Origin of the sequence: Flavonifractor sp. An92 (genome assembly GCF_002159175.1) — a bacterium.
Classification (GTDB): Bacteria; Bacillota; Clostridia; order Oscillospirales; family Oscillospiraceae; genus Pseudoflavonifractor_A.
Genome location: NZ_NFGZ01000007.1, coordinates 1 through 19,797, shown reverse-complemented (window position 1 = coordinate 19,797; position 19,797 = coordinate 1). Strand labels below are relative to the sequence as shown.

18 protein-coding genes are annotated in these 19,797 nt (G+C 65.4%); 14 read left to right on the top strand and 4 right to left on the bottom strand.

The window, feature by feature from the left end; all coding sequences use genetic code 11:
* Positions 1-12 precede the first annotated feature (12 nt).
* A complete protein-coding gene (locus tag B5G43_RS06660) occupies positions 13-1,401 on the top strand; it encodes a sodium:alanine symporter family protein (RefSeq protein ID WP_087259695.1) in 1,389 nt (462 codons plus the stop codon).
* A 65-nt stretch (positions 1,402-1,466) separates the two neighbouring features.
* On the opposite strand, the gene B5G43_RS06655 is transcribed toward B5G43_RS06660, so the two are convergent.
* Positions 1,467-2,831 (bottom strand): PepSY1/2 domain-containing protein, encoded by a 1,365-nt coding sequence (locus tag B5G43_RS06655; RefSeq protein ID WP_087259694.1) that lies wholly within the window; start codon positions 2,829-2,831, stop codon positions 1,467-1,469.
* Positions 2,832-3,044: 213 nt separating this feature from the next.
* Here B5G43_RS06655 and B5G43_RS06650 point away from each other — a divergent pair, with 213 nt between their 5' ends.
* The 11 genes from B5G43_RS06650 to B5G43_RS06600 all read left to right on the top strand — a co-directional run bounded on the left by B5G43_RS06650 (position 3,045) and on the right by B5G43_RS06600 (position 16,055).
* Positions 3,045-4,823 (top strand): FtsW/RodA/SpoVE family cell cycle protein, encoded by a 1,779-nt coding sequence (locus tag B5G43_RS06650; RefSeq protein WP_343214397.1) that lies wholly within the window; start codon positions 3,045-3,047, stop codon positions 4,821-4,823.
* Positions 4,824-4,833: 10 nt separating this feature from the next.
* Positions 4,834-6,207: a penicillin-binding transpeptidase domain-containing protein gene (locus tag B5G43_RS06645; protein ID WP_087259692.1), complete on the top strand. Its 1,374-nt coding sequence runs from the start codon at positions 4,834-4,836 to the stop codon at positions 6,205-6,207.
* Positions 6,208-6,339: 132 nt separating this feature from the next.
* The gene (locus B5G43_RS06640) at positions 6,340-7,527 is read left to right on the top strand and encodes a hypothetical protein (RefSeq protein WP_087259691.1); all 1,188 of its coding nucleotides are present in this window, start codon (positions 6,340-6,342) and stop codon (positions 7,525-7,527) included.
* 26 nt (positions 7,528-7,553) lie between these two features.
* Positions 7,554-8,714, top strand: coding sequence for an aminotransferase class V-fold PLP-dependent enzyme (locus tag B5G43_RS06635; RefSeq protein WP_087259690.1), 1,161 nt, complete (start codon positions 7,554-7,556; stop codon positions 8,712-8,714).
* Positions 8,714-9,391, top strand: a complete 678-nt coding sequence (locus B5G43_RS06630; protein ID WP_087259689.1) for a response regulator transcription factor — start codon at positions 8,714-8,716, stop codon at positions 9,389-9,391. The genes B5G43_RS06635 and B5G43_RS06630 overlap by 1 nt, the downstream gene beginning before the upstream one ends.
* Positions 9,382-10,407, top strand: a complete 1,026-nt coding sequence (locus B5G43_RS06625) for a sensor histidine kinase (protein WP_087259688.1) — start codon at positions 9,382-9,384, stop codon at positions 10,405-10,407. The genes B5G43_RS06630 and B5G43_RS06625 overlap by 10 nt, the downstream gene beginning before the upstream one ends.
* 12 nt (positions 10,408-10,419) lie before the next feature.
* The gene (locus B5G43_RS06620; protein WP_087259687.1) at positions 10,420-10,944 is read left to right on the top strand and encodes a hypothetical protein; all 525 of its coding nucleotides are present in this window, start codon (positions 10,420-10,422) and stop codon (positions 10,942-10,944) included.
* A 286-nt stretch (positions 10,945-11,230) separates the two neighbouring features.
* Complete coding sequence (alaS, locus tag B5G43_RS06615; RefSeq protein WP_087259686.1) at positions 11,231-13,900, top strand: alanine--tRNA ligase; 2,670 nt, start codon at positions 11,231-11,233, stop codon at positions 13,898-13,900.
* Between the two features lies 1 nt (position 13,901).
* On the top strand, positions 13,902-14,075 hold the full coding sequence (locus B5G43_RS06610) for a DUF4250 domain-containing protein (RefSeq protein WP_087259685.1): 174 nt from the start codon (positions 13,902-13,904) through the stop codon (positions 14,073-14,075).
* Positions 14,076-14,100: 25 nt separating this feature from the next.
* Complete coding sequence (locus tag B5G43_RS06605) at positions 14,101-14,439, top strand: histidine triad nucleotide-binding protein (protein WP_087259684.1); 339 nt, start codon at positions 14,101-14,103, stop codon at positions 14,437-14,439.
* Between the two features lie 227 nt (positions 14,440-14,666).
* Complete coding sequence (locus B5G43_RS06600) at positions 14,667-16,055, top strand: sodium:alanine symporter family protein (RefSeq protein ID WP_087259683.1); 1,389 nt, start codon at positions 14,667-14,669, stop codon at positions 16,053-16,055.
* A gap of 37 nt (positions 16,056-16,092) precedes the next feature.
* On the opposite strand, the gene rpoN is transcribed toward B5G43_RS06600, so the two are convergent.
* The 3 genes from rpoN to B5G43_RS06585 all read right to left on the bottom strand — a co-directional run bounded on the left by rpoN (position 16,093) and on the right by B5G43_RS06585 (position 19,195).
* A complete protein-coding gene (gene rpoN / locus B5G43_RS06595; RefSeq protein ID WP_087259682.1) occupies positions 16,093-17,448 on the bottom strand; it encodes an RNA polymerase factor sigma-54 in 1,356 nt (451 codons plus the stop codon).
* Between the two features lie 61 nt (positions 17,449-17,509).
* On the bottom strand, positions 17,510-18,439 hold the full coding sequence (locus tag B5G43_RS06590; protein WP_087259681.1) for a sugar phosphate nucleotidyltransferase: 930 nt from the start codon (positions 18,437-18,439) through the stop codon (positions 17,510-17,512).
* 132 nt (positions 18,440-18,571) lie between these two features.
* A complete protein-coding gene (locus B5G43_RS06585) occupies positions 18,572-19,195 on the bottom strand; it encodes a LexA family transcriptional regulator (RefSeq protein WP_087259680.1) in 624 nt (207 codons plus the stop codon).
* A 189-nt stretch (positions 19,196-19,384) separates the two neighbouring features.
* Here B5G43_RS06585 and B5G43_RS06580 point away from each other — a divergent pair, with 189 nt between their 5' ends.
* Together B5G43_RS06580 and B5G43_RS06575 are read left to right on the top strand one after the other, a co-directional pair.
* The gene (locus B5G43_RS06580; RefSeq protein ID WP_087259679.1) at positions 19,385-19,618 is read left to right on the top strand and encodes a hypothetical protein; all 234 of its coding nucleotides are present in this window, start codon (positions 19,385-19,387) and stop codon (positions 19,616-19,618) included.
* The coding region (locus tag B5G43_RS06575; RefSeq protein ID WP_143382840.1) for a hypothetical protein at positions 19,599-19,797 on the top strand (199 nt) is incomplete at its 3' end. The genes B5G43_RS06580 and B5G43_RS06575, both read left to right, overlap by 20 nt.

The following is a 19,797-nucleotide window of genomic DNA, read 5'->3' as shown; positions in this document are numbered from 1 at the left end:
GAGGAATTTGTGATGCAAGCATTCATCGATACTTTGACTGTGTGGGCCGGCAACGCGGCCGACTTTGTGTGGAACAGCATTCTGCTGTTCGTCCTGGTGGGCACCGGACTGTACCTGACCATCCGGCTGGGCTTCGTCCAGATCCGGAAGTTCGGTACCGGCTGGCGGAGCATGTTCGGTGGATTCAGCCTTTCCGGTAAAAAGGCGGACAAGGACGGCATGAGCTCCTTCCAGGCCGCTGCCACCTCCATCGCCGCCCAGGTGGGCACCGGCAACATCGTCGGCTGCGCCACCGCCATCCTGCTGGGCGGCCCCGGCGCGGTGTTCTGGGTCTGGGTGGCGGCCTTCCTGGGCATGGCCACCATCTACTCCGAGGCCGTGCTGGCCCAGAAGTTCAAGACCCGCGACGAGGACGGCAACGTCATCGGCGGCCCCGTGTACTACATCCGCGCCGCGTTCAAGGGCGCGTTCGGTAAGTTCCTGGCCGGCTTCTTCTCCGTGGCCATCATCCTGGCCCTGGGCCTGATGGGCAACATGGTGCAGGCCAACGCCATCAGCAGCGCCTTTGCCACCGCCTTCCACGTGCCTCCCCTGGCCGTGGGCGTGGTCCTGGCTGTGGTGGCCGCCTTCATCTTCATGGGCGGCGTGAAGCGCATCGCCTCCGTCACCGAGAAGCTGGTCCCCGTGATGGCCATCTGCTACCTGATCGGCAGCGTCATCGTCATTCTCTTCAACATCACCACCATCCCCGGCGTCATCCGCGACATCTTCGTGGGCGCCTTTGACCCCGAGGCCATCGTGGGCGGCGGCATCGGCATCGGCATGATGCAGGCGGTGCGCTACGGCGTGGCCCGCGGCCTCTTCTCCAACGAGGCCGGCCTGGGCTCCACCCCCCACGCCCACGCCATGGCCAAGGTGGAGAAGCCCCAGGATCAGGGCCACATCGCCATGGTCTGCGTGTTCATCGACACCTTCGTGGTGCTGACCCTCACCGCCCTGGTCATCCTGACCACCGGCGTGAACGCGGGCTACACCGGCGACGACAGCATGGCCGACTCCCTGGCCCAGATGGCGTTCAGCACCCTGCTGGGCCAGAATGTGGGCAGCATGTTCGTGGCCATCTGCCTGTTCTTCTTCGCCTTCTCCACCATCATCGGCTGGTACTTCTTCGGCGAGCAGAACGTGAAGTACCTCTTCGGCGTGAAGGCCGTGAAGGTCTACTCCGTCCTGGTCATCATCTGCGTGGTCATCGGCTCCCTGATGAAGGTGGGTCTGGTGTGGAACCTGTCCGACTTCTTCAACGCGGTGATGGCGCTGCCCAACCTGATCGCGCTGCTGGCCCTGTCCGGCGTGGTGGTGCGCATCACCAAGGGCGAGGAGGAGCCCGCCCGGCTGAAATAAGCAAACATCCCTGCAACACATTGCGGGCCCGCGCCAATCGGCGCGGGCCCGCTTTGCGTTTTCATTCACTGCACCAGGGTGCCGCTCTCGTCCTCGAGGAGCAGCAGGATCTGCTCCTGTTCTCCGGTCTGGGCGTTGACGTAGATGAGGCAGTGCCGCCCCTCGGCGTCCTCACACTGGAACTCGTGGCAGAGCACCTCGCCCTTTCCGGCGGTGGGGGTGAGGGCCAGACGGTGGGAGAGGATGGTGAGCTCCCCGCCCACCTTGCCCTGGGCCGTCTCGGCGGAGACGGCGGGGGCGGTCAGCGTCCGGGCGGTGTGGTTCATCAGGTAGTTGTGGGCCTCATACCCCACCACCGCGCCGTTGTCCAGCGCGATGGTCACCTTGATGAGGTCGGGGTAGCACCGCACGCCGTCCTGGGTGTAGGCGAAATTGACGGTGAGCCGCCCGCCCTGTTCCATGGAGTAAGTGGCCTCCATGCCGGGGATGCCCAGCCGCTCCAGAAGGGCGACGGCCTTGGCGACGCCCTCCTCGTGGCTCAGCTGGGCCGGACCCACCGAGCGGGAGTTGAGGACCTGCAGGACCTGACCGCCGGTCTTGGTCACCTCCACCCACAGCTCGCCTCCATCGGCCACGGCGGAGAAGCCGTAGGTGGGGAGGGCGCCGGAGCTCTCGGCGGCGGGGGTGAAGAGGGTGGGGGAGAGGTCAAAAAAGGCGGCGGCCTTTGCCCGGGCCTCATCCCGGGTCACCTCTGTCAACCCCTCCAGGCACTTGGGGGAGGCGTTGACCAGGTGGTCGGAGAAGGGGCCGTCGTAGATGAGGGTGGGCAGGTCCGAGCAGCCCTCCTCGATGTCCTGATAGGACGACCCGGCCAGCACGTCGCCGCCGTCCTCCACCGCCCGGGACAGCCGCTCCTCCACGGCCTCCAGGTTCTCCAGCGTGGCGGTACCGGCATACAGGTCGCTCTGGAGGGAGTCCAGGGCGGCGGAGAGGGCGCTGGCACGCTCCGAGAGGGCGGTAAAGCTCTCCCGCTGTTCTTCCGTCAGCTCGGATTCCCCGCTCCGGGACAGGGACAGAGCGTAATCTCCGGTCTTGGCCAGAAAGGCGGCGGTCTGTTCCAGCTCTATGTTGCCGTAGGGGAGGGCTCCCAGGGCGGTCTGGGCGGACAGGGCCTCCTGAAAGACCTGGGAACACAGGGTGGAGAAGAGGCTGGTGGAGGTGGCATACAGGCTCTTTTGCAGGGTGGTGTCCAGCTCGTCCACGGCGGTGGCGAGCTCGGAGAAGGCGTACTCATAGTGCTGGGCCAGCAGGGCCTCGCTGGCGGCGGCCCGGAGCTGCCCCTGGAGGGCATAGCCCCCCAGGACCACGCCCCCCGCGGCCAGGAAGGTGACCGCCCGGATCTGGCGGCGGCTGAGTGGACGGTGATTCATGTTCTGCGCCCCTTTGCTCAAAAAGTAACCCTAGCTTGTCCGGAGCCGTGGCCCTTCAAACGCCGCGGTTCCATGCAATTTTTACCGGCTCAAGCGTGGCCGCACCGGCAAGGCGCACTTGCGCCGACGGGAATCTGTGTTATACTGAGTGGGAAAGGAGGGGATGCCGTGGAATCGCTTCCCATGTTTCTCAGCGCGCCTTTGGAGGCTTTTTTGTCCTTTCCGGCCGAATATCCGCAGATCGCGGCCTGGTATACGACCATCGTGCGCTTTCTCTTCCCGCTGCTGGCCATCGCCATCCTGGCCGGGGCCATCCGCTCGATGTGGCGGGTAAAGCATTTGCCCGAGGTGTGGGCCTATCTCACCCTCCCCAACGGGGCCAGCGAGCCCCTGACCCACTGGGAGAACATCCTGGGGCGGGGCAATTCCTGTGATGTGGTACTCAATTACCCCGTAGTCTCCCGCCAGCACGCCGCCCTCATCCGGGGGGACGACGACAGCTGGACCGTCCATGACCTGGGCTCCAAGGGGGGCGTTCTGGTCAACGGACGGGAAGTGGAGGGGAGCGCCAGCGTCTTTTTCGGCGACGTGGTGAGCCTGGGCGGCGTGGAGACGGTGCTTCTCCCGGTGTCCGCCGAGGAGCAGGAGGACCGCCGCAAGCGCCGCCGGGTGCTGGAGCGCCCCGCCTCCCCCTGGGGACCGTTGATCCTGCTGACCGCCTTCCAGCTCCTCACCGCCATGCAGCTGGTGGTGGCCGCCGAGGGCGAGGCAGACGTCTTTCTGCCCCTCTCCTTCTGGTGCCTCACGGGCGTGATGTGGGTCTACTTCCTCCTGCTGCGCTGCCTGCGCCGGGTGGGCTTTGAGATGGAGCTCATCGCCTTTTTCCTCTGCACCCTCTCGTTAGCGGTGACCGCCTCTTCCGCGCCCCAGGCCCTCTTCAAACAGCTCGTGGCCATGGTGCTGGGTTTGGTGCTCTTCCTGGTGCTGGGGGTGTTCCTCCGGGACCTGGAGCGGGCCCGAAAGATCCGCTGGCTCATGGCCGGGGCGGCCATCGTGCTGCTGGGCATCACGCTGGTCATCGGCAACATCAAGTATGGCGCGGCCAACTGGATCAGCATCGGGGGCATCTCCTTCCAGCCCTCGGAGATCGCCAAGATCTGCTACATCTTCGCCGGCTCGGCCAGTCTGGAGCGGCTCTTCCGCAAGCGGAACCTGGGCCTCTTTATCGTGCTCACCGGCGTATCCATGGGGTGCCTCGCCCTGATGAGCGACTTCGGCACCGCCGCCATCTTCTTCGTCACCTTCCTGGTCATCGCCTACCTCCGCTCGGGAGACTGGGCCACCCTGTCCCTCATCTGCGGCGGAGCGGTGTTCGGGGCCTTCGTCCTCTTCAGCATGAAGCCCTACATCCTCCGGCGCTTCGCCACCTGGGGCCATGTGTGGGAGGACGCCTCCAACACCGGCTTCCAGCAGACTCGGTGCATGTCCGCCGCCGCCTCCGGCGGCCTGGTGGGCGTGGGAGCTGGAGAGGGCTGGCTCCACAACGTGGCCGCCGCCGATACCGACCTGGTGTTCGGCATGCTCTGTGAGGAGTGGGGCCTGATCATCGGCATCCTGGCGGTGTGCTGCATCGTCACGCTGGCGGTGTTCGCTGTGCGGGCCTGCCGGGCCAGCCGGTCCAGCTTCTACCTCATCGCCGCCTGCGCCGCCACGTCCATGATGGTGTTCCAGACCGCCCTCAACGTGCTGGGCGCCATGGATATTCTGCCCCTGACCGGCGTCACCTTCCCCTTTGTCTCCAACGGCGGCTCGTCCATGCTGGGGTCCTGGGGGCTGCTGGCCTTTTTGAAGGCCACCGACACCCGGCAGAACGCCAGCTTCGCCATCCGCCTGCCGGATAAACGGCGGGAGCGGCAGAACGACCCCCTCTCCCGCCGCACGGAGGAGGGCGCGCCCCTGACCGACCTGGACGGGGACGAGTGGACCGAATAAGGAGGAAACCATGCGGAAAATCGAAAAACGAGCGGTGGTGTGCCTCTTTCTGGTGGCGGCCATGCTGCTGGGACTGGGGATCTATGTGATCCAGTACCTGCGCTTCGGGGGCAAGTGGGCCTCCTTTGCCGCCAACCGGCACCTCTACAACAGCCAGGGCCAGCTGGCGGTGGGGCGCATCCTGGACCGGGACGGGGACCTGCTGTCCTGGCCGGATGAGAACGGCAACCGCTGCTACTACGACAACGCCACGGTGCGCAAGGCCACCCTCCACGCGGTGGGCGACGCCCAGGGCAAGATCGGCACCGGCGCGCTGGTGGCCTTCGCCGACCAGCTCTCGGGCTACAACCTCATCACCGGGGCGTACAGCCTCACCGGCACCGGAAACGACCTCTACCTCACCCTGGACGCCCGCCTCAACTACATCGCCTATGAGGCCCTGGGGGGCAAAAAGGGCGCGGTGGGGGTGTACAACTACGAGACGGGGGAGATCCTGTGCATGGTCTCCTCGCCCACCTACGACCCTCTGGACCCGCCGGTCATCGAGGACGGGGACGAGCGGTACGACGGCGTGTACCTCAACCGTTTCCTCTCCGGCACCTTTGTGCCCGGGTCCATCTTCAAGACCATCACCCTCACCGCCGCCATTGAGAACCTGCCCGACCTCTTCAGCCGCACCTTCACCTGCACCGGCTCCACCCAGGTGGGAGACGGCGTCATCACCTGTCCCCACGCCCACGGCGAGATGGACATTTATGGTGCGTTCGCCAACTCCTGCAACGGCGTGTTCGGCCAGCTGGCGGTGGAGCTGGGGGGTGAGACCCTGAGCTCCTATGTGGAGAAGGCGGGGCTTACCAGCCGCTACAATGTCAGCGGCCTCAAGTCGGCGGCCGGGTCCTTTGACGTCACCGGCGCCACGGAAAACGACCTGGGCTGGGCCGGCGTGGGTCAGGGCAACGACCTGGTCAACCCCTGCGCCATGATGGTGTGGATGGGCGCGGTGGCAAACGGCGGCAAGGCCGCGGTGCCCCGCATCATCCTCAAGACCGAGAGCTCCAGCGGGCTGCCCGCCTCGCTCCAGCTCACCCACCGCACCGATACCCTCATCGACAGCACCACCGCCTCCACCCTGGCCCAGATGATGGCCAACAACGTGGCGGAGACCTACGGCGCCAGCCGCTTCCCCAACATGGACATCTGTGCCAAGTCGGGCACCGGCGAGGTGGGCGGGGGCAAGGCCCCCAACGCCTGGTTTGCCGGGTTCCTCCGCAATGAGGACGCCCCCTACGCCTTCATCGTCCTGGTGGAGGAGGGCGGCAGCGGCGCCGACGTGGCCGGAACGGTGGCCGCCAAGGTGCTGGACGCTCTGGTCAACGGCTATTGATTGGAAAACCGCCCCGTTTCCACCGGGGCGGTTTTTGCTTTACCTCTTTTTCGCGCCATGTTATAATAGGACCTGACCGCCTTGCCCCCATGCGGCGGGGCCGGATCTTTCGCAGGAACGGGAGGAAACGCCGTGAGACGCCGTACCTGGGCGGCCTGTCTGCTGGCCGCCGTGCTGCTGGTGCTTGTGATCCCGCTGGCCGACGCCAGCGAGCCCACGGTGTACCAGCTGGCCCTCAACGATACGTTTATGGATGAGGACGCCCTGGTGACCTCCAACATGCCCGTCTCGGTGAGGGGGACCATCTATGTGCCCTACTCCACCTTTGACCGCTATGCCACCGGCGTGGACCTGGGGGTGTCCTACACGGAGAACTGGGACAACGGGGAACACACCCTGACCCTCTTTACCCTCAACGGCCTGCTGTGCTTCAACCTGACCCAGGGGACCTGCATCGACCAGAACGAGGAGCCCCAGAACATGTCGGCCGTCATGCGCAACAACAAGGTGTATGTCCCGGCTTATAGTGTGTGCCAGTTCTTCGGCCTTCAGTACAGCTACATCCCCACCCGGACGGCGGGGGTGCTCATCCGCATCAAGAACCAGAACGCGGTGCTCAACGACGTGAAATTCCAGCAGTCGTCGGCCTCATTCATGCAGAACCGGTACAACAAGTACATTCTCAGCCTGACCCCCAGCGCCACGCCCAGCATTACCACCCCACGCCCGCCGGTCACGCCCACGCCCACGGCCACCGCGACCCAGCCGGTCACGGAGCCGGAGGAGGGCAAGACGGTGCGTCTGGCGGTGTCCTGCACCACCGGTGAGGCGGGCGCGGACATTCTGGAGACCCTGAGCGGGCGGGGCGTCCAGGCCCTGGTGCTCTTCCGACCGGCGGAGCTGGAGGCGCGGGCCGACCTGGTGCTCCAGGCGCTGGCGGAGGGCCATACCGTGGGCCTCCTGGTGGACGGCTCCGACGCCCAGGACGCCCTGGAGGAGCTGGAGGCGGGCAACGCCCTTCTGGCGCGCCTGGCCTGGACCCAGACCCACATCGCCTGCGTGGAGAACGGGACCGACGAGACCTTGGAGACCCTGCGCCAGGCGGGCTGGCGGCTTTGGGAAGGAGAGGTGGACGGCCGCTCCGGCAGCGGAGAGCTGCCCATCGCGTCCATCCTCAACCAGGTGGGTCGGCAGCGCACCAGCGCCCGGGTGGACCTGGATGACAGCGCCGCCACCGGCAACAGCGTGGGGCGGCTGATCTCCCGCCTTTTGAATGAGAAACATACCCTGGCCGCAGTCCTGGAAAGCGACCTGTCTTAAACAACATACAGTGAGGAGAGAGCGAAATGCGAAAGGTGTACATGGACAACGGCGCCACTTCCTACCCCAAGGCCCCCGGCGTGGGGGAGGCAATGGCGGATTACATCATCAATGTGGGCTGCAACATCGGCCGCGGCGGCTATGAGGCGGCCTACGACGCGGCCTCCCTGGCCCTGGAGACCCGGGAGCAGGTCAACCGTCTGGTGAACGGCCCCGGGGCCCGGAACGTGATCTTCACCCCCGGCTCCACCCACTCGCTGAACTACCTCATCAAGGGGCTCCTGAAGCCCGGAGACCGGGTGGTCACCTCTCCCATGGAGCACAACGGCGTCCTGCGCCCCCTCACCCAGCTCCAGAAGGAGGGGGTGGAGGTGGACTGGTTCCCCTGCAACGACAAGGGTGAGCTGCTCCTGGATAAAGTGGAGGAGAAGCTGACCCCCAACACCACCGCCGTCATCCTCACCCACGCCTCCAACGTCTGCGGTACCGTTATGCCCATCGGCGCGGTGGGCGAGCTGTGCGCCCAGCGGGGCATCCCCTTCCTGGTGGACGGCTCCCAGACCGTGGGCGCGGTGGAGGTGGACATGAAGGCCATGCACATCGACGGCCTGGCTTTCCCCGGCCACAAGGCGGTGCTGGGCCCCCAGGGCATCGGCCTCATGGTGGTCACCGACGAGCTGGCCCACCGGCTCACCCCGCTGGTGGCGGGCGGCACCGGCAGCTTCTCCCACGAGCTGGAGATGCCCGACATCCTCCCCGACCGCTTCGAGGCGGGCACGCTGAACCTGCCCGGCATCTACGGCCTCCACGCCGCCCTCACCTATCTGGAGAAGGAGGGCGCTTCTCTCCGGGAGAAGGAGCACCAGGTGGCCAAGCACCTCTGGGCCCGGCTGAAGGAGCTGGAGGAGGACGGCATCCGGGTGGTGGGCACCGACAACCTGGACATGCATACCGGCGTGGTGTCCATCCACTTCCTCCACGCCGACGACGGCGAGATGGCCTTCCGCCTGGAGCAGGAGTACGGCATCGCCACCCGCTGCGGGCTCCACTGCGCCCCCACTGCCCACCAGACCCTGGGCACCTTCCCCCAAGGCACGGTGCGCTTCTCCATCGGTCCCTTCACCACCTTTGAGGAGGTGGACTACGTCCAAGGCGCGGTGGAGGCCCTGCTGAAGGACCAGGGCTGATGTCGTTCCACATCGTTCTGGTGGAGGATGAGCCCGCCATCCGGGTGCAGCTCGCGGCACTTCTGGAGCGCAGCGGGTACACCTGCACCGCTCCTGACCGTTTCGAGGGGGTGGCGGAGCAGATCCTCGCCTCCGGGGCCCATCTGGTGCTGCTGGACCTGAACCTGCCCGGCTGCGACGGGCAGCAGATCTGCGCCGAGCTTCGCCGCTCCTCGCCCCAGCTCCCCATCATGGTGGTGACCAGCCGGGACAACCCCCTGGACGAGCTTTTGAGCGTGCAGTTGGGGGCGGACGACTTCCTCACCAAGCCCTATCACCCCCAGATCCTCCTGGCCCGGATGGCCCGGCTCCTCCAGCGGGCCTACCCGGCCGCCGCCTCCCCCTGCCTGCGACGGGGCGGGTTGGAGCTGGACCTGGGGCAGGGGGAGGCCCGGTATGAGGGACGATCCCTTCTCCTCACCCGCAACGAGGCCCGCATCCTCCAGCGCCTGATGACAGGGGAGGGGGACATCGTGTCCCGCTCGGCCCTCATGGACGCCCTGTGGCAGTCCGACGCCTTCGTGGATGACAATACCCTCACCGTCAACGTCACCCGCCTGCGCAAGAAGCTGGAGGAACTGGGCTTAAAAGACTGCCTGCGCACCCGGCGGGGACAGGGGTATCAGCTATGTCTCTGAAACGGTATCTGAAGGACCGCTGGCGGCTGCTGCTGGGCATGGTTCTGGCCCTGGCGGTGAGCGGAGCGGTGCTGTGCGCCCTCTGGGTGACGTGGCAGGCGGTGGTGTTCCTGGAGGGGGCATTACTGCTGTGCTTTATTCTACCCCTCCTGCTGGACTGGGGGGAGAAGCGGAGCTTCTGGGATCAGGTGGCCCAGGGCGTGGAGGACGACGAGCGGATCTGGCTGCTCCCCAATGACCTCGCCGAGCCCCCCTTCCGGGAGGGGGAGCTCTTTTGCCGCGCCCTGGAAGGGGTAGCCCGGGACCGGGCCGACCAGGTGGCCGCCGCCCGGCGGGATAACCGGGAGTACCGGGAGTACGTGGAGACCTGGGTCCATGAGATCAAGACCCCCATGGCCTCGGCCCGGCTGCTGCTGGCCAACCACCCGGGGGAGCTGTCCGACGCCCTGGAGGACGAGCTTTTCCGGCTGGAGGAGCACGTGGAGCAGGCCCTCTACTACGCCCGCAGCGGCGCGGCGGAGCAGGACTACCTGGTGCGGGAGCTCTCCCTCAGCGCGGTGGTGCGCGCCGCCCTGCGCCGGCAGGCCCGGCCCCTCATCGCTGCCGGCTTCCGAGTGGAGCCGGTGGAGTGGGACGCGGCGGTGTACACCGACGGCAAGTGGCTGGAGTTCATCCTGGGCCAGCTCATCTCCAACGCCGTCAAATACCGCGGGAAAAATCCGGTCCTCTCCTTCCGCTGCCGGGAGGAGGAACAGGCGGTGGTCCTCACCGTTGCCGACAACGGGGTGGGCATCCCGCCGGAGGACCTGCCCCGCATTTTTGAAAAGGGCTTTACCGGCCAGAATGGCCGCCGACTCTCCCGCCGGTCCACCGGGCTGGGCCTGTATCTGTGCCGGAAGCTGTGCCGACGGCTGGGCATGGAGCTCACCGCCGTGTCCGAGCCGGAGCAGGGGACCGAAATGAAACTGTGCATCCCCCGGGGCCAGTTCCACGCGGTGGCCCGGGAGACGCTGTAAGGAGTGGTTGTTATGCGCGAGATCTTGCCCGCGCGTCTGAAGGGGTATGCCGTCTGCACCGCCGTCCTCTCCCTGGCGGCCTGGGCGGTGTTCTGGCTGGTGTGGAACGGGCTGACCTTCTTTTACTCGGATCTGGCCCTGGTGCTGCCGTGGGTGATCGCACTGGTGCTTCACATCCCCGCCGGGGCGATGCTGGCCCGCCGGAGGGGCCTGCCTGTGCCCAGCGTCCAGGAGGGGGTCCTCTTTCTGGCGGTGGCCGGGACGGTGTACGCCGGGGCGGCCTCCTTCCTGTGGGACGGGCCCTTTTACAGCCTCTATTTCCTCTACGAGGGGCTGCTGGTCCACCTCAATCCGGTGATGGGCGCCCTGGAAGAGGTGGGATTTCTGCTCCCCTTCTCTTGGTATGAAGCGCTCTTCCTCCCCGGCGGATTTTTCCTCGTGCACCTGTTCTGCGCCCTGCTGTCGGCGGGCGCCTTCCTGCTGGGCATGGTGTTTTGGGAAAAATGGCGGTTGACAAGGGACAAAACTGTGGTATAATCGCTTTATCAAATAACGCAAGCAAGGCTTTGACGGAACTAAGCGGCACCCGGAGGTCAGGAGCGAGAGGGAAGAGTGAGAGCCCTCGGCCACGCCGGAGCCGCGCGCCACTCCCGAGCCGTCTGCGATGAGCAGACCGCCCCGCCCCCGTTACCGGGCGACATGAGATGCCCGCCCGGATTCGGGGCGGGATAATCAGGGTGGTACCGTGGAATCTTTCCGCCCCTGGCAGTTGCCAGGGGCGGTTTTTTCTTGCGTTGCAGAGAAATTTGGAGGTCAGGAATCCATGCACAAGAAGTACGGAGTCAACGAACTGCGCGAGATGTTCCTCAAGTTCTTCGAGACCAAGGGCCATCTCCGCCTGCCCAGCTTTTCCCTCATCCCCCAGAACGACGCCTCTCTGCTGCTCATCAACAGCGGCATGGCGCCCATGAAGCCCTGGTTCACCGGCGAGCAGGAGCCCCCCCGCCACCGTGTGACCACCTGCCAGAAGTGCATCCGCACCGGCGACATCGAGAACATCGGCCACACCGCCCGCCACGGCACCTACTTCGAGATGCTGGGCAACTTCTCCTTCGGCGATTACTTCAAGCGGGAGGCCATCCACTGGGCCTGGGAGTTCCTGACCAGCCCCGAGTGGGTGGGTCTGGAGCCCGACCGCCTGTACCCCTCCGTGTTCGCCGGCAACGAGACCACCCCCGCCGACGAGGAGGCCTTCCGCATCTGGAACGAGGAGATCGGCATCCCCGCCGAGCGCATCTTCAAGTTCGGCAAGGAGGACAACTTCTGGGAGCACGGCTCCGGTCCCTGTGGCCCCTGCTCCGAGATCTACTACGACCGCGGCGAGCAGTGGGGCTGCGGCAAGCCCACCTGCACCGTGGGCTGTGACTGCGACCGCTATATCGAGGTGTGGAACGTGGTGTTCTCCCAGTTCGACAACGACGGCGAGAACCACTACACCGAGCTCAAGCAGAAGAACATCGACACCGGCATGGGCCTGGAGCGCCTGGCCTGCGTGTGCCAGGACGTGGCCTCCCTCTTCGACGTGGACACCGTCATGAACATCACCAACAAGGTGTCCGAGATCACCCACGCCCACTACGGCGAGAGCCATGAGAAGGACGTGTCCCTCCGGGTCATCACCGACCACATCCGTTCCGCCACCTTCATGATCTGCGACGGCGTGCTGCCCTCCAACGAGGGCCGGGGTTACGTGCTGCGCCGCCTGCTCCGCCGGGCTGCCCGCCACGGCAAGCTCCTGGGCGTCAATGACCCCTTCCTGTACGAGGTCTGCGACACCGTCATCCACGAGAACGAGTGCCACTACCCCGAGCTGCGGGAGCGCCAGGACTATATCACCAAGGTCATCCGCACCGAGGAGGAGAACTTCGCCCGTACCATCGACGGCGGCATGAAGATCTTTGACGACATGATGGCCGGCCACAAGGAAAAGGGCGAGACCGTGTTCTCCGGCGCCGACGCCTTCAAGCTCTACGACACCTACGGCTTCCCCATCGACCTGACCATCGAGATGGTGCAGGAGCAGGGCATGACCGTGGACCAGGACGGCTTCAAGGCCCTCATGGAGGAGCAGAAGGACCGCGCCCGGAAGGCCCGCGAGGCCCTGGGCGACCTGGGCTGGGCCGGTGTGGAGTTCGGCAAGGACGTGCCTGAGACCGAGTTCATGGGCTACACCGAGAAGACCGTGGCCGGCGCCAAGGTGGTGGCCCTGGTGGTGGAGAACGAGCAGGCCGAGGAGCTCATGCCCGGTGTGGAGGGCATCGTGGTCCTGGACAAGACCCCCTTCTACGCCGAGATGGGCGGCCAGGTGGCCGACCACGGCGTCATCACCGCCGCCAACGGCGCGGAGTTCCACGTCCACGACGTGCAGAAGAACAAGGGCGGCAAGTATATGCACTATGGCAAGCTGACCGGCGGCGTCCTCAAGCTGGGCGACACCGTCACCGCCGCCATCGACCAGGAGCGCCGCAAGGCCGTCATGCGCGCCCACTCCGCCACCCACCTGCTGGACAAGGCCCTGCGCACCGTGCTGGGCGACCACGTCCATCAGGCCGGCTCCCTGGTGGAGGAGGACTACCTGCGCTTCGACTTCACCCACTTCTCCGCCCTCACCGCCGAGGAGCTGGGCAAGGTCTCCGCTCTGGTGAACAACGCCGTGCTGGAGGGCTACCCCGTCCACACCGATGTGCTGCCCATCGAGGAGGCCAAGAAGAAGGGCGCCATCGCCCTCTTCGGCGAGAAGTACGGCGACGTGGTCCGCGTGGTGGACATGGGCGGCTGGTCCGTGGAGTTCTGCGGCGGCACCCATCTGGACAATACTGCCAAAGTGGGCGTGTTCCACATCGACAGCGAGTTCTCCGTGGCCTCCGGCGTGCGCCGCATCGAGGCCACCACGGGCCTGAAGAGCCTGGAGACCATGAACCGCAACCAGGAGAAGCTCTTCGAGGCCGCTGCCGTCCTCAAGACCAAGCCCAGCGAGCTGCGGGAGAAGGCCGAGCAGACCATCGCCGAGCTGCGGGAGCTGCGCCACATGGTGGAGAAGTTCAAGGCCAAGGAGGCCGCCGGTGAGACCGACCGCTTCCTCATGGGCGGCCACGCCGTGGGCGACCTGAAGGTCCTCACCGCCACGCTGCCCAACGCCGACGCCCAGAAGCTGCGCCAGATGGGCGACATGCTCCGGGACAAGCAGCCCAACGTGGTGGCGGTCCTGTCGGCGGTCAACGGCGAGAAGATCACCTTCCTGGCCGTCTGCGGCAAGGAGGCCGTGGCCAAGGGCCTGAAGGCCGGCGACCTGGTCAAGCAGGTGTGCTGCTGCTGCGGCGGCAAGGGCGGCGGCAAGCCCGACTCCGCCATGGGCGGCGGCTCCGATCTGCTGAAGCTGGACGACGCGCTGGCCCAGGTGGACGACTTCGTGGCCGGAAAGCTGGGGCTGTAAGATGCTGCCTCAGGACCCGTTTATCCTTTTCAGCGTTGTGAACACCAAGCTGCGGGACCAGTACGGCAGCCTGGAGGATCTGTGCGACGACCTCCAGGCTGACCCTGAGGCGGTATGCAAAACGCTGTCCGCCGCAGGATTCCAGTACGACCGGGACCGCAACCAGTTCGTATAAACCACATCAAAAGGAGGGTAACAACATGAGCGATTGTCTGTTCTGTAAGATCGCGGCGGGGGAGATCCCCTCCAAGAAGGTCTACGAGGACGAAACGGTCTATGCCTTTTATGACATCGACCCCCAGGCGCCCACCCATTTCCTGGTGATCCCCAAGACCCACATCGGCTCTGTGGCGGAGATCACCCCGGAGAACGCCACCGTGGCCGCCCACATCTTCGCGGTCATCGCCAAGGTGGCCAAGGACCTGGGCCTGGAGAGCTACCGTGTGGTGTCCAACATCGGCGAGCAGGCCGGCCAGAGCGTCCATCACCTGCACTTCCATGTGCTGGCGGGGAGAGACATGACCTGGCCTCCGGGCTAAATGCTTCGTACGTGGCAAACCCCGGCGGCATAGCCGCCGGGGCCTGCGCGGGAAACATGCCACTGGCATGTTTCCGGATCGCTGCGGTGACTTGGCCTCCCGGCTGAGTTTTCCGGCAAAGAAAGAGAGTCGTTTGAGTAGCTCAAAATGACGGAGAAGCGCCCTGCCGGCGCAAAATGCTCCGGCAGGGTGCTTTTATACCCATTTTGCGAAGAGGAGGAGAATCCATGGAGGGATTCGTGCAATTTTTAGAGCAGCTGGATTCATTTATCTGGGGCGTTCCCATGATGGTGCTGCTCTTCGGGACCCATCTGTTCCTGACGGTCCGCACCGGTTTTATCCAGCGCAAGACCTTCACCGGCATCAAGCTGTCGGTGACCCGGGATGACGACGCCCCCGGCGACGTGAGCCAGTTCCAGGCCCTCACCACCGCGCTGGCATCCACCATCGGCACCGGCAACATCGTGGGCGTGGGCACCGCCATCTTCATGGGCGGACCCGGCGCGGTGTTCTGGTGCTGGATCACCGGCATCTTCGGCATCGCCACCAAGTACGGCGAATCCCTCATCGCCGTGAAATACCGCGTGCGCACCCCCGACGGCAAGATGCAGGGCGGCGCCATGTACGCTCTGGAGCGGGGGCTCAACATGAAGTGGCTGGGCGTGCTCTTCGCCCTCTTCGCGGCGGTGGCCTCCCTGGGCATCGGCTGCGGCACCCAGATCAACGCCATCGCCGAGGTCATCGAGGGCAATCTGTCCTTCCTGTCCATTCCCCGCATCGCCATCGGCGTGGTGGGCGGCGCGCTGACCGCCATCGTGATCCTGGGCGGCATCCAGTCCATCGCCCGGGTGTGCGAGCGCCTGGTGCCCTTCATGTCCATCTTCTATGTGGTGGGCTGTATCGCCATTCTGGTCATCAATTACGACTACCTGATCCCCGCGGTGGTGGCCATCGTGAAGTCGGCTTTCGTGCCCCAGGCGGTGGCGGGCGGCCTGGTGGGCCGCGGCATCATCGCCGCCGCCCAGGCCGGTATGGCCCGGGGCCTCTTCTCCAACGAGTCCGGCCTGGGCTCGGCTCCCCTGGTGGCCTCCGCCGCCCAGACACGCAACCCCGTGCGGCAGGCCCTGGTATCCGCTACCGGCACCTTCTGGGACACCGTGGTGGTGTGCCTGATGACCGGCCTGGTGCTGGTGTCCACCGTGATGAAGAACCCCGCCGTGGATATGGCCCACATTGAGAACGGCGGCCAGATGACCACCGCCGCCTTTGCCCAGATCCCGGTGCTGGGCCCGGTGATCCTGGTGTTCGGCATCATCACCTTCGCCTACTCCACCATCCTGGGCTGGTCCTACTACGGCGAGCGCTGCGCCCAGTACCTGCTGGGCTCCAAGGCCGTGCTGGTCTACAAGCTGGTGTTCGTGGCGGTGGTGGTGGTGAGCCCCGTGGTGGACCTGAACGTCCTGTGGACGGTGGCCGACATCCTCAACGCCCTCATGGCCATCCCCAACCTGGTGGCGGTGCTGCTCCTCTCCGGCGTCATCGCCAGCGAGACCCGGCGCTACATCGACCACCTGGACGACATCGATCGCTCCGAGATCCCCCTGGTCAAACGGTAAGAAAAAACCTGCGGTTTCTTAGAAACCGCAGGTTTTTTTATTCGTATTGCTTCCGGCCGGAGGTGTTTGGGATGTGCAGCTCCTCCCGGTACTTGGCCACGGTACGGCGGGAGATTTGACAGCCCTCGGCCTCCATTTTTTCGCAGAGCTTCTGGTCGGAGAGGGGGTGGCGTTTGTCCTCCTCGTCCACCAGGCGGCGCAGCAGGGCTTTGGCGGAGTCGGCGGTGGCGCCGTCGCCCTCCTCGCCCAGCTTGCGGGAAAAGAAGTAGCACAGGGGGTATACGCCCCGGGCGCATTGCAGGTATTTGTCCTTGATAGCCCGGCTGACCGTGGACTCATGGACGCCCACCTCGGCCGCCACGTCGGACAGGAGCATGGGGGTTAGGTGGCCCGGCCCCAGACGGAAAAAGGGCTCCTGCCGCTGGAGGATGCACTTGGCGCAGGAGAGCAGGGTGGCCTGCCGCTGCTCGATGGCGGACATGACCCACTTGGCCTTGCGCAGCTTGTCGGTGAGGTAGGCCTCCACCTCCTGGTCAGGCTGCTCCTCCAGCATCCGGGTATAAGTGCCGCTCAGGTTCAGCTTGGGAAAGAAGCGGTCGTTGGGCACCACTTCGAAGTGGTCGTACTGCTCCACCACCAGCAGATCCGGCGTGATGTACGAGGGGGCCTCCGTGCTGGCGAATCCGGCTCCGGGCCGGGGGTTCAGGGCGCGGATGCGGTCGCAGGCGGCGCGCACGTCGCCCACATCGGCCCCCATCCGGCGGGCCAGAAGGCCGTACTGATTGCGGGCCAGCGCCTCCAGCCCGTCCCGGGCGATGCGCAGGGCCAGCATATCGGTGGGGTTGTTCCGCTGTAGCTGGAGGCACAGGCACTCCGACAGGTTCCGGGCGCCCACGCCCACCGGGTCCAGGGATTGGATGAGGCGTAACCCCTCCTCCATGACCTCCGGCGGGAGGTTGGCCGCCCGGCCCAGCTCCTCCAGGGTCTCGTCCAGCCAGCCGCTGGGGTTGAGGCTCTCGGCCAGAAAACGGGCCGCGGTGGCCGCCGGCTCCGGGGCCTGCAGGCCCTGCAGCTGGAAGAGCAGGTGCCCGTACAGCGTATCCTCGTCGTTTTCCGCCACGCCGAAGGGGGCCAGAGGACGGTCTTCGTCGTCTTGCTGGTAATAGACGTGGTTCTGCCGGTCGTTGCTCTCCAGCCACTCCAGACGGCGCAGGTCCTCCCGGTCGTCCCGCTGGCGCTCATAGTGGTCCTCGGCCTCCAGCACCGGATTCTCCTGCAAGCTGTGTTCCACAAATTCCAGCAGCTCCTGTGAGCTCATCTGCAGCACTTCCATGGACTGGATCAGCTGCGGAGAGAGGACCTGCATCTGCTTTTGCTCCAGTTTTAGTTCCATTCTAGTCCCTCACTCTGGGCGGTCCCGCCCGAAACTTGGAAAAACCGCCCCTTTGGGAGGCTTACTGCCCGGCCCAGAGCTCCTCGGGATAGAGGCCCTCTTCGGTCATCCGCTTCAGAGCGGCCACCACGGAGGGCTTATCCTCGTGATAGGTCACGCCGTACCACTTGTCGTGGCTGGACAGGACCTTGACCTGGGCCTTGCCCTCGGCGATGAGCTGGCTGACCACGGCGGGCAGGTAGTATTCACCCTTCATGGGATTCTCCTGGAGCGCCTGGTCCAGGAAGGCGGGGAAGCGCGCCCAGGCCTCGTCCAGATAGCTGCGGGTGAAGCCCCACAGGTTCATGGACACCAGGGTGTTCCCGTCCAGATCGGTCCAGGTCTGGCCGCCGTCCTCGGTGAAGCGGGGCTGGACCTCGCCCTTCTCGATGTGGGTGTGCTCGGTGACGCTGACCAGATTCCCGGCTCCGTCCGCCACGCACACGCCGCGGGAGACGTGGCCGAACTCGGTGACGGTGTTTTTGAGCAGGTATCCCACCATAGCGAAGGAGTAGTGCTCGTCGGTGTCGGGGTGGGTGGTGAGGTACTCATAGAGGACCCGGAACCCCTCGGGGCCGTAGTAGTCGTCGGAATTGATGATGGCGAAGGGGCCGTCCACCACGTCCCGGGCGGCCAGGGCGGCCTGGGCGGTGCCCCAGGGCTTCACCCGGCCCTCGGGGACGGAGTAGCCCTCCGGCAGGTCATCGGAGCGCTGATAGACGTAGCGCACCTCCATCACCCGGGAGAGCCGGTCGCCGATGGCCCGGCGGAAGTCCTCCTCCAGCTCGGGCTTGATGACAAAGACCACCGTGTCGAAGCCGGCCCGGTGTGCGTCGTAGATGGAATAGTCCACGATGAGCTGACCATGGGCGCCCACGGGGTCCAGCTGCTTGAGTCCGCCGTAGCGGCTGCCCATACCGGCGGCCATCACGACGAGAACGGGTTTTTTCATAAAAAGACCTCCCTGTTGAGTGTGGGGAACTGCCATAAAAACCAATAAAAAAGATTCTCGTTTTCAATAAAGAAATGGGAATACCTCACACATTATAATACACCTTTCCCCGACACGCAATGACAAAAACGGCTAGAGGTAAAACTCCACCTTGACCACCTTGCCCAGCACCTGGATGGGGGTCTTGGCGGGGTCGTAGATCTGGGGCTGGTGGATGGGGTTGGTGGACTGGGGCATAAGGGTGACCGTGCTGTCGGTGGCATAGAAACGCTTGACGGTGGCGTCCTCATTGCCCACCATCACCACCGCCACCTCGCCGTTTTCCACCTCATCCTGCCGGCGGACGATGATGAGGTACCCGTCGTTGATGCCGATGGCGTTCATGCTGTCTCCGGACACCCGCAGCGCGAAGTACTCCGCGCCGCCGTTCAGATCGGTGTAGGTATAGCCCTCGATGTTCTGCTCCGCGTAGATGGGGAGGCCCGCGGCGATGCGCCCCAGAATGGGGATGGAGCGGGTGGGGTGGTAGGGCTGGGCGGAGTGGGGGAGGGAGGGCTCCTCCAGGCCCAGCAGATAGCCCGGCGTGGTGCCCAGCGCCTGGGCCAGCTTACTGATGGTGGCCTGCTTCAGATTGACGACCAGGCCGTTTTCGTACTTGTGGATGGCGGCTTTCTGCACGCCCACCCGGGCGCCCAGCTCCTCCTGCGAGAAGCCCTTGGCCAGCCGCAGCTGTTTGATGCGCTCGCCCATGGTCATGGCAAATACTCCTTTCCAGAATCCGATAGTATCTTACTAGAATACACCTTGGGGGTATTGTATCCCATCAGCCCCAAAAAAGCAAGAAAAAATATCTTGACAGGAAATCGAACATTTGTTATACTCTGAATATCTTAATAAGATACCATAAAGCAAAAGAATCTCAGTGAGATATAAGGAGGGGATATGATGGGGACACTGGCAGAGCTGTCCGGGCGCTATGTAGAGGAGGCCGCCCGGTTGAAGGTGGAGATCCGGGTGCGGGAGGGGCGGATCCCGCAGCTGGACGAGCCTCGCCGCCGGGCGGCGGAGCGGGACCTGGCCCTTTTGCGGCAGATGCTCCGGGAGACGAGGGAGGTCGGGGACCTGGTCCGGCATTACTACGACCCGGCCTACTGGCGGGATGAGCGGTACATCTGCTGAGAACGAGTACCGGGCCGACCTGGCCCGGCTCCGGGAGAAGGAAGCGGCCCTCCTCGCTCAGCTGGAGGGAAGCCCCGCTGCGCCCTACCGGCTCCGGTACGAGCTGGAGCTGGTGCGGGAGATGATCCGGGACACCCGGGCGGCCCTGCGGCGGCTCAGGCCATCCCGGCCACGGACCA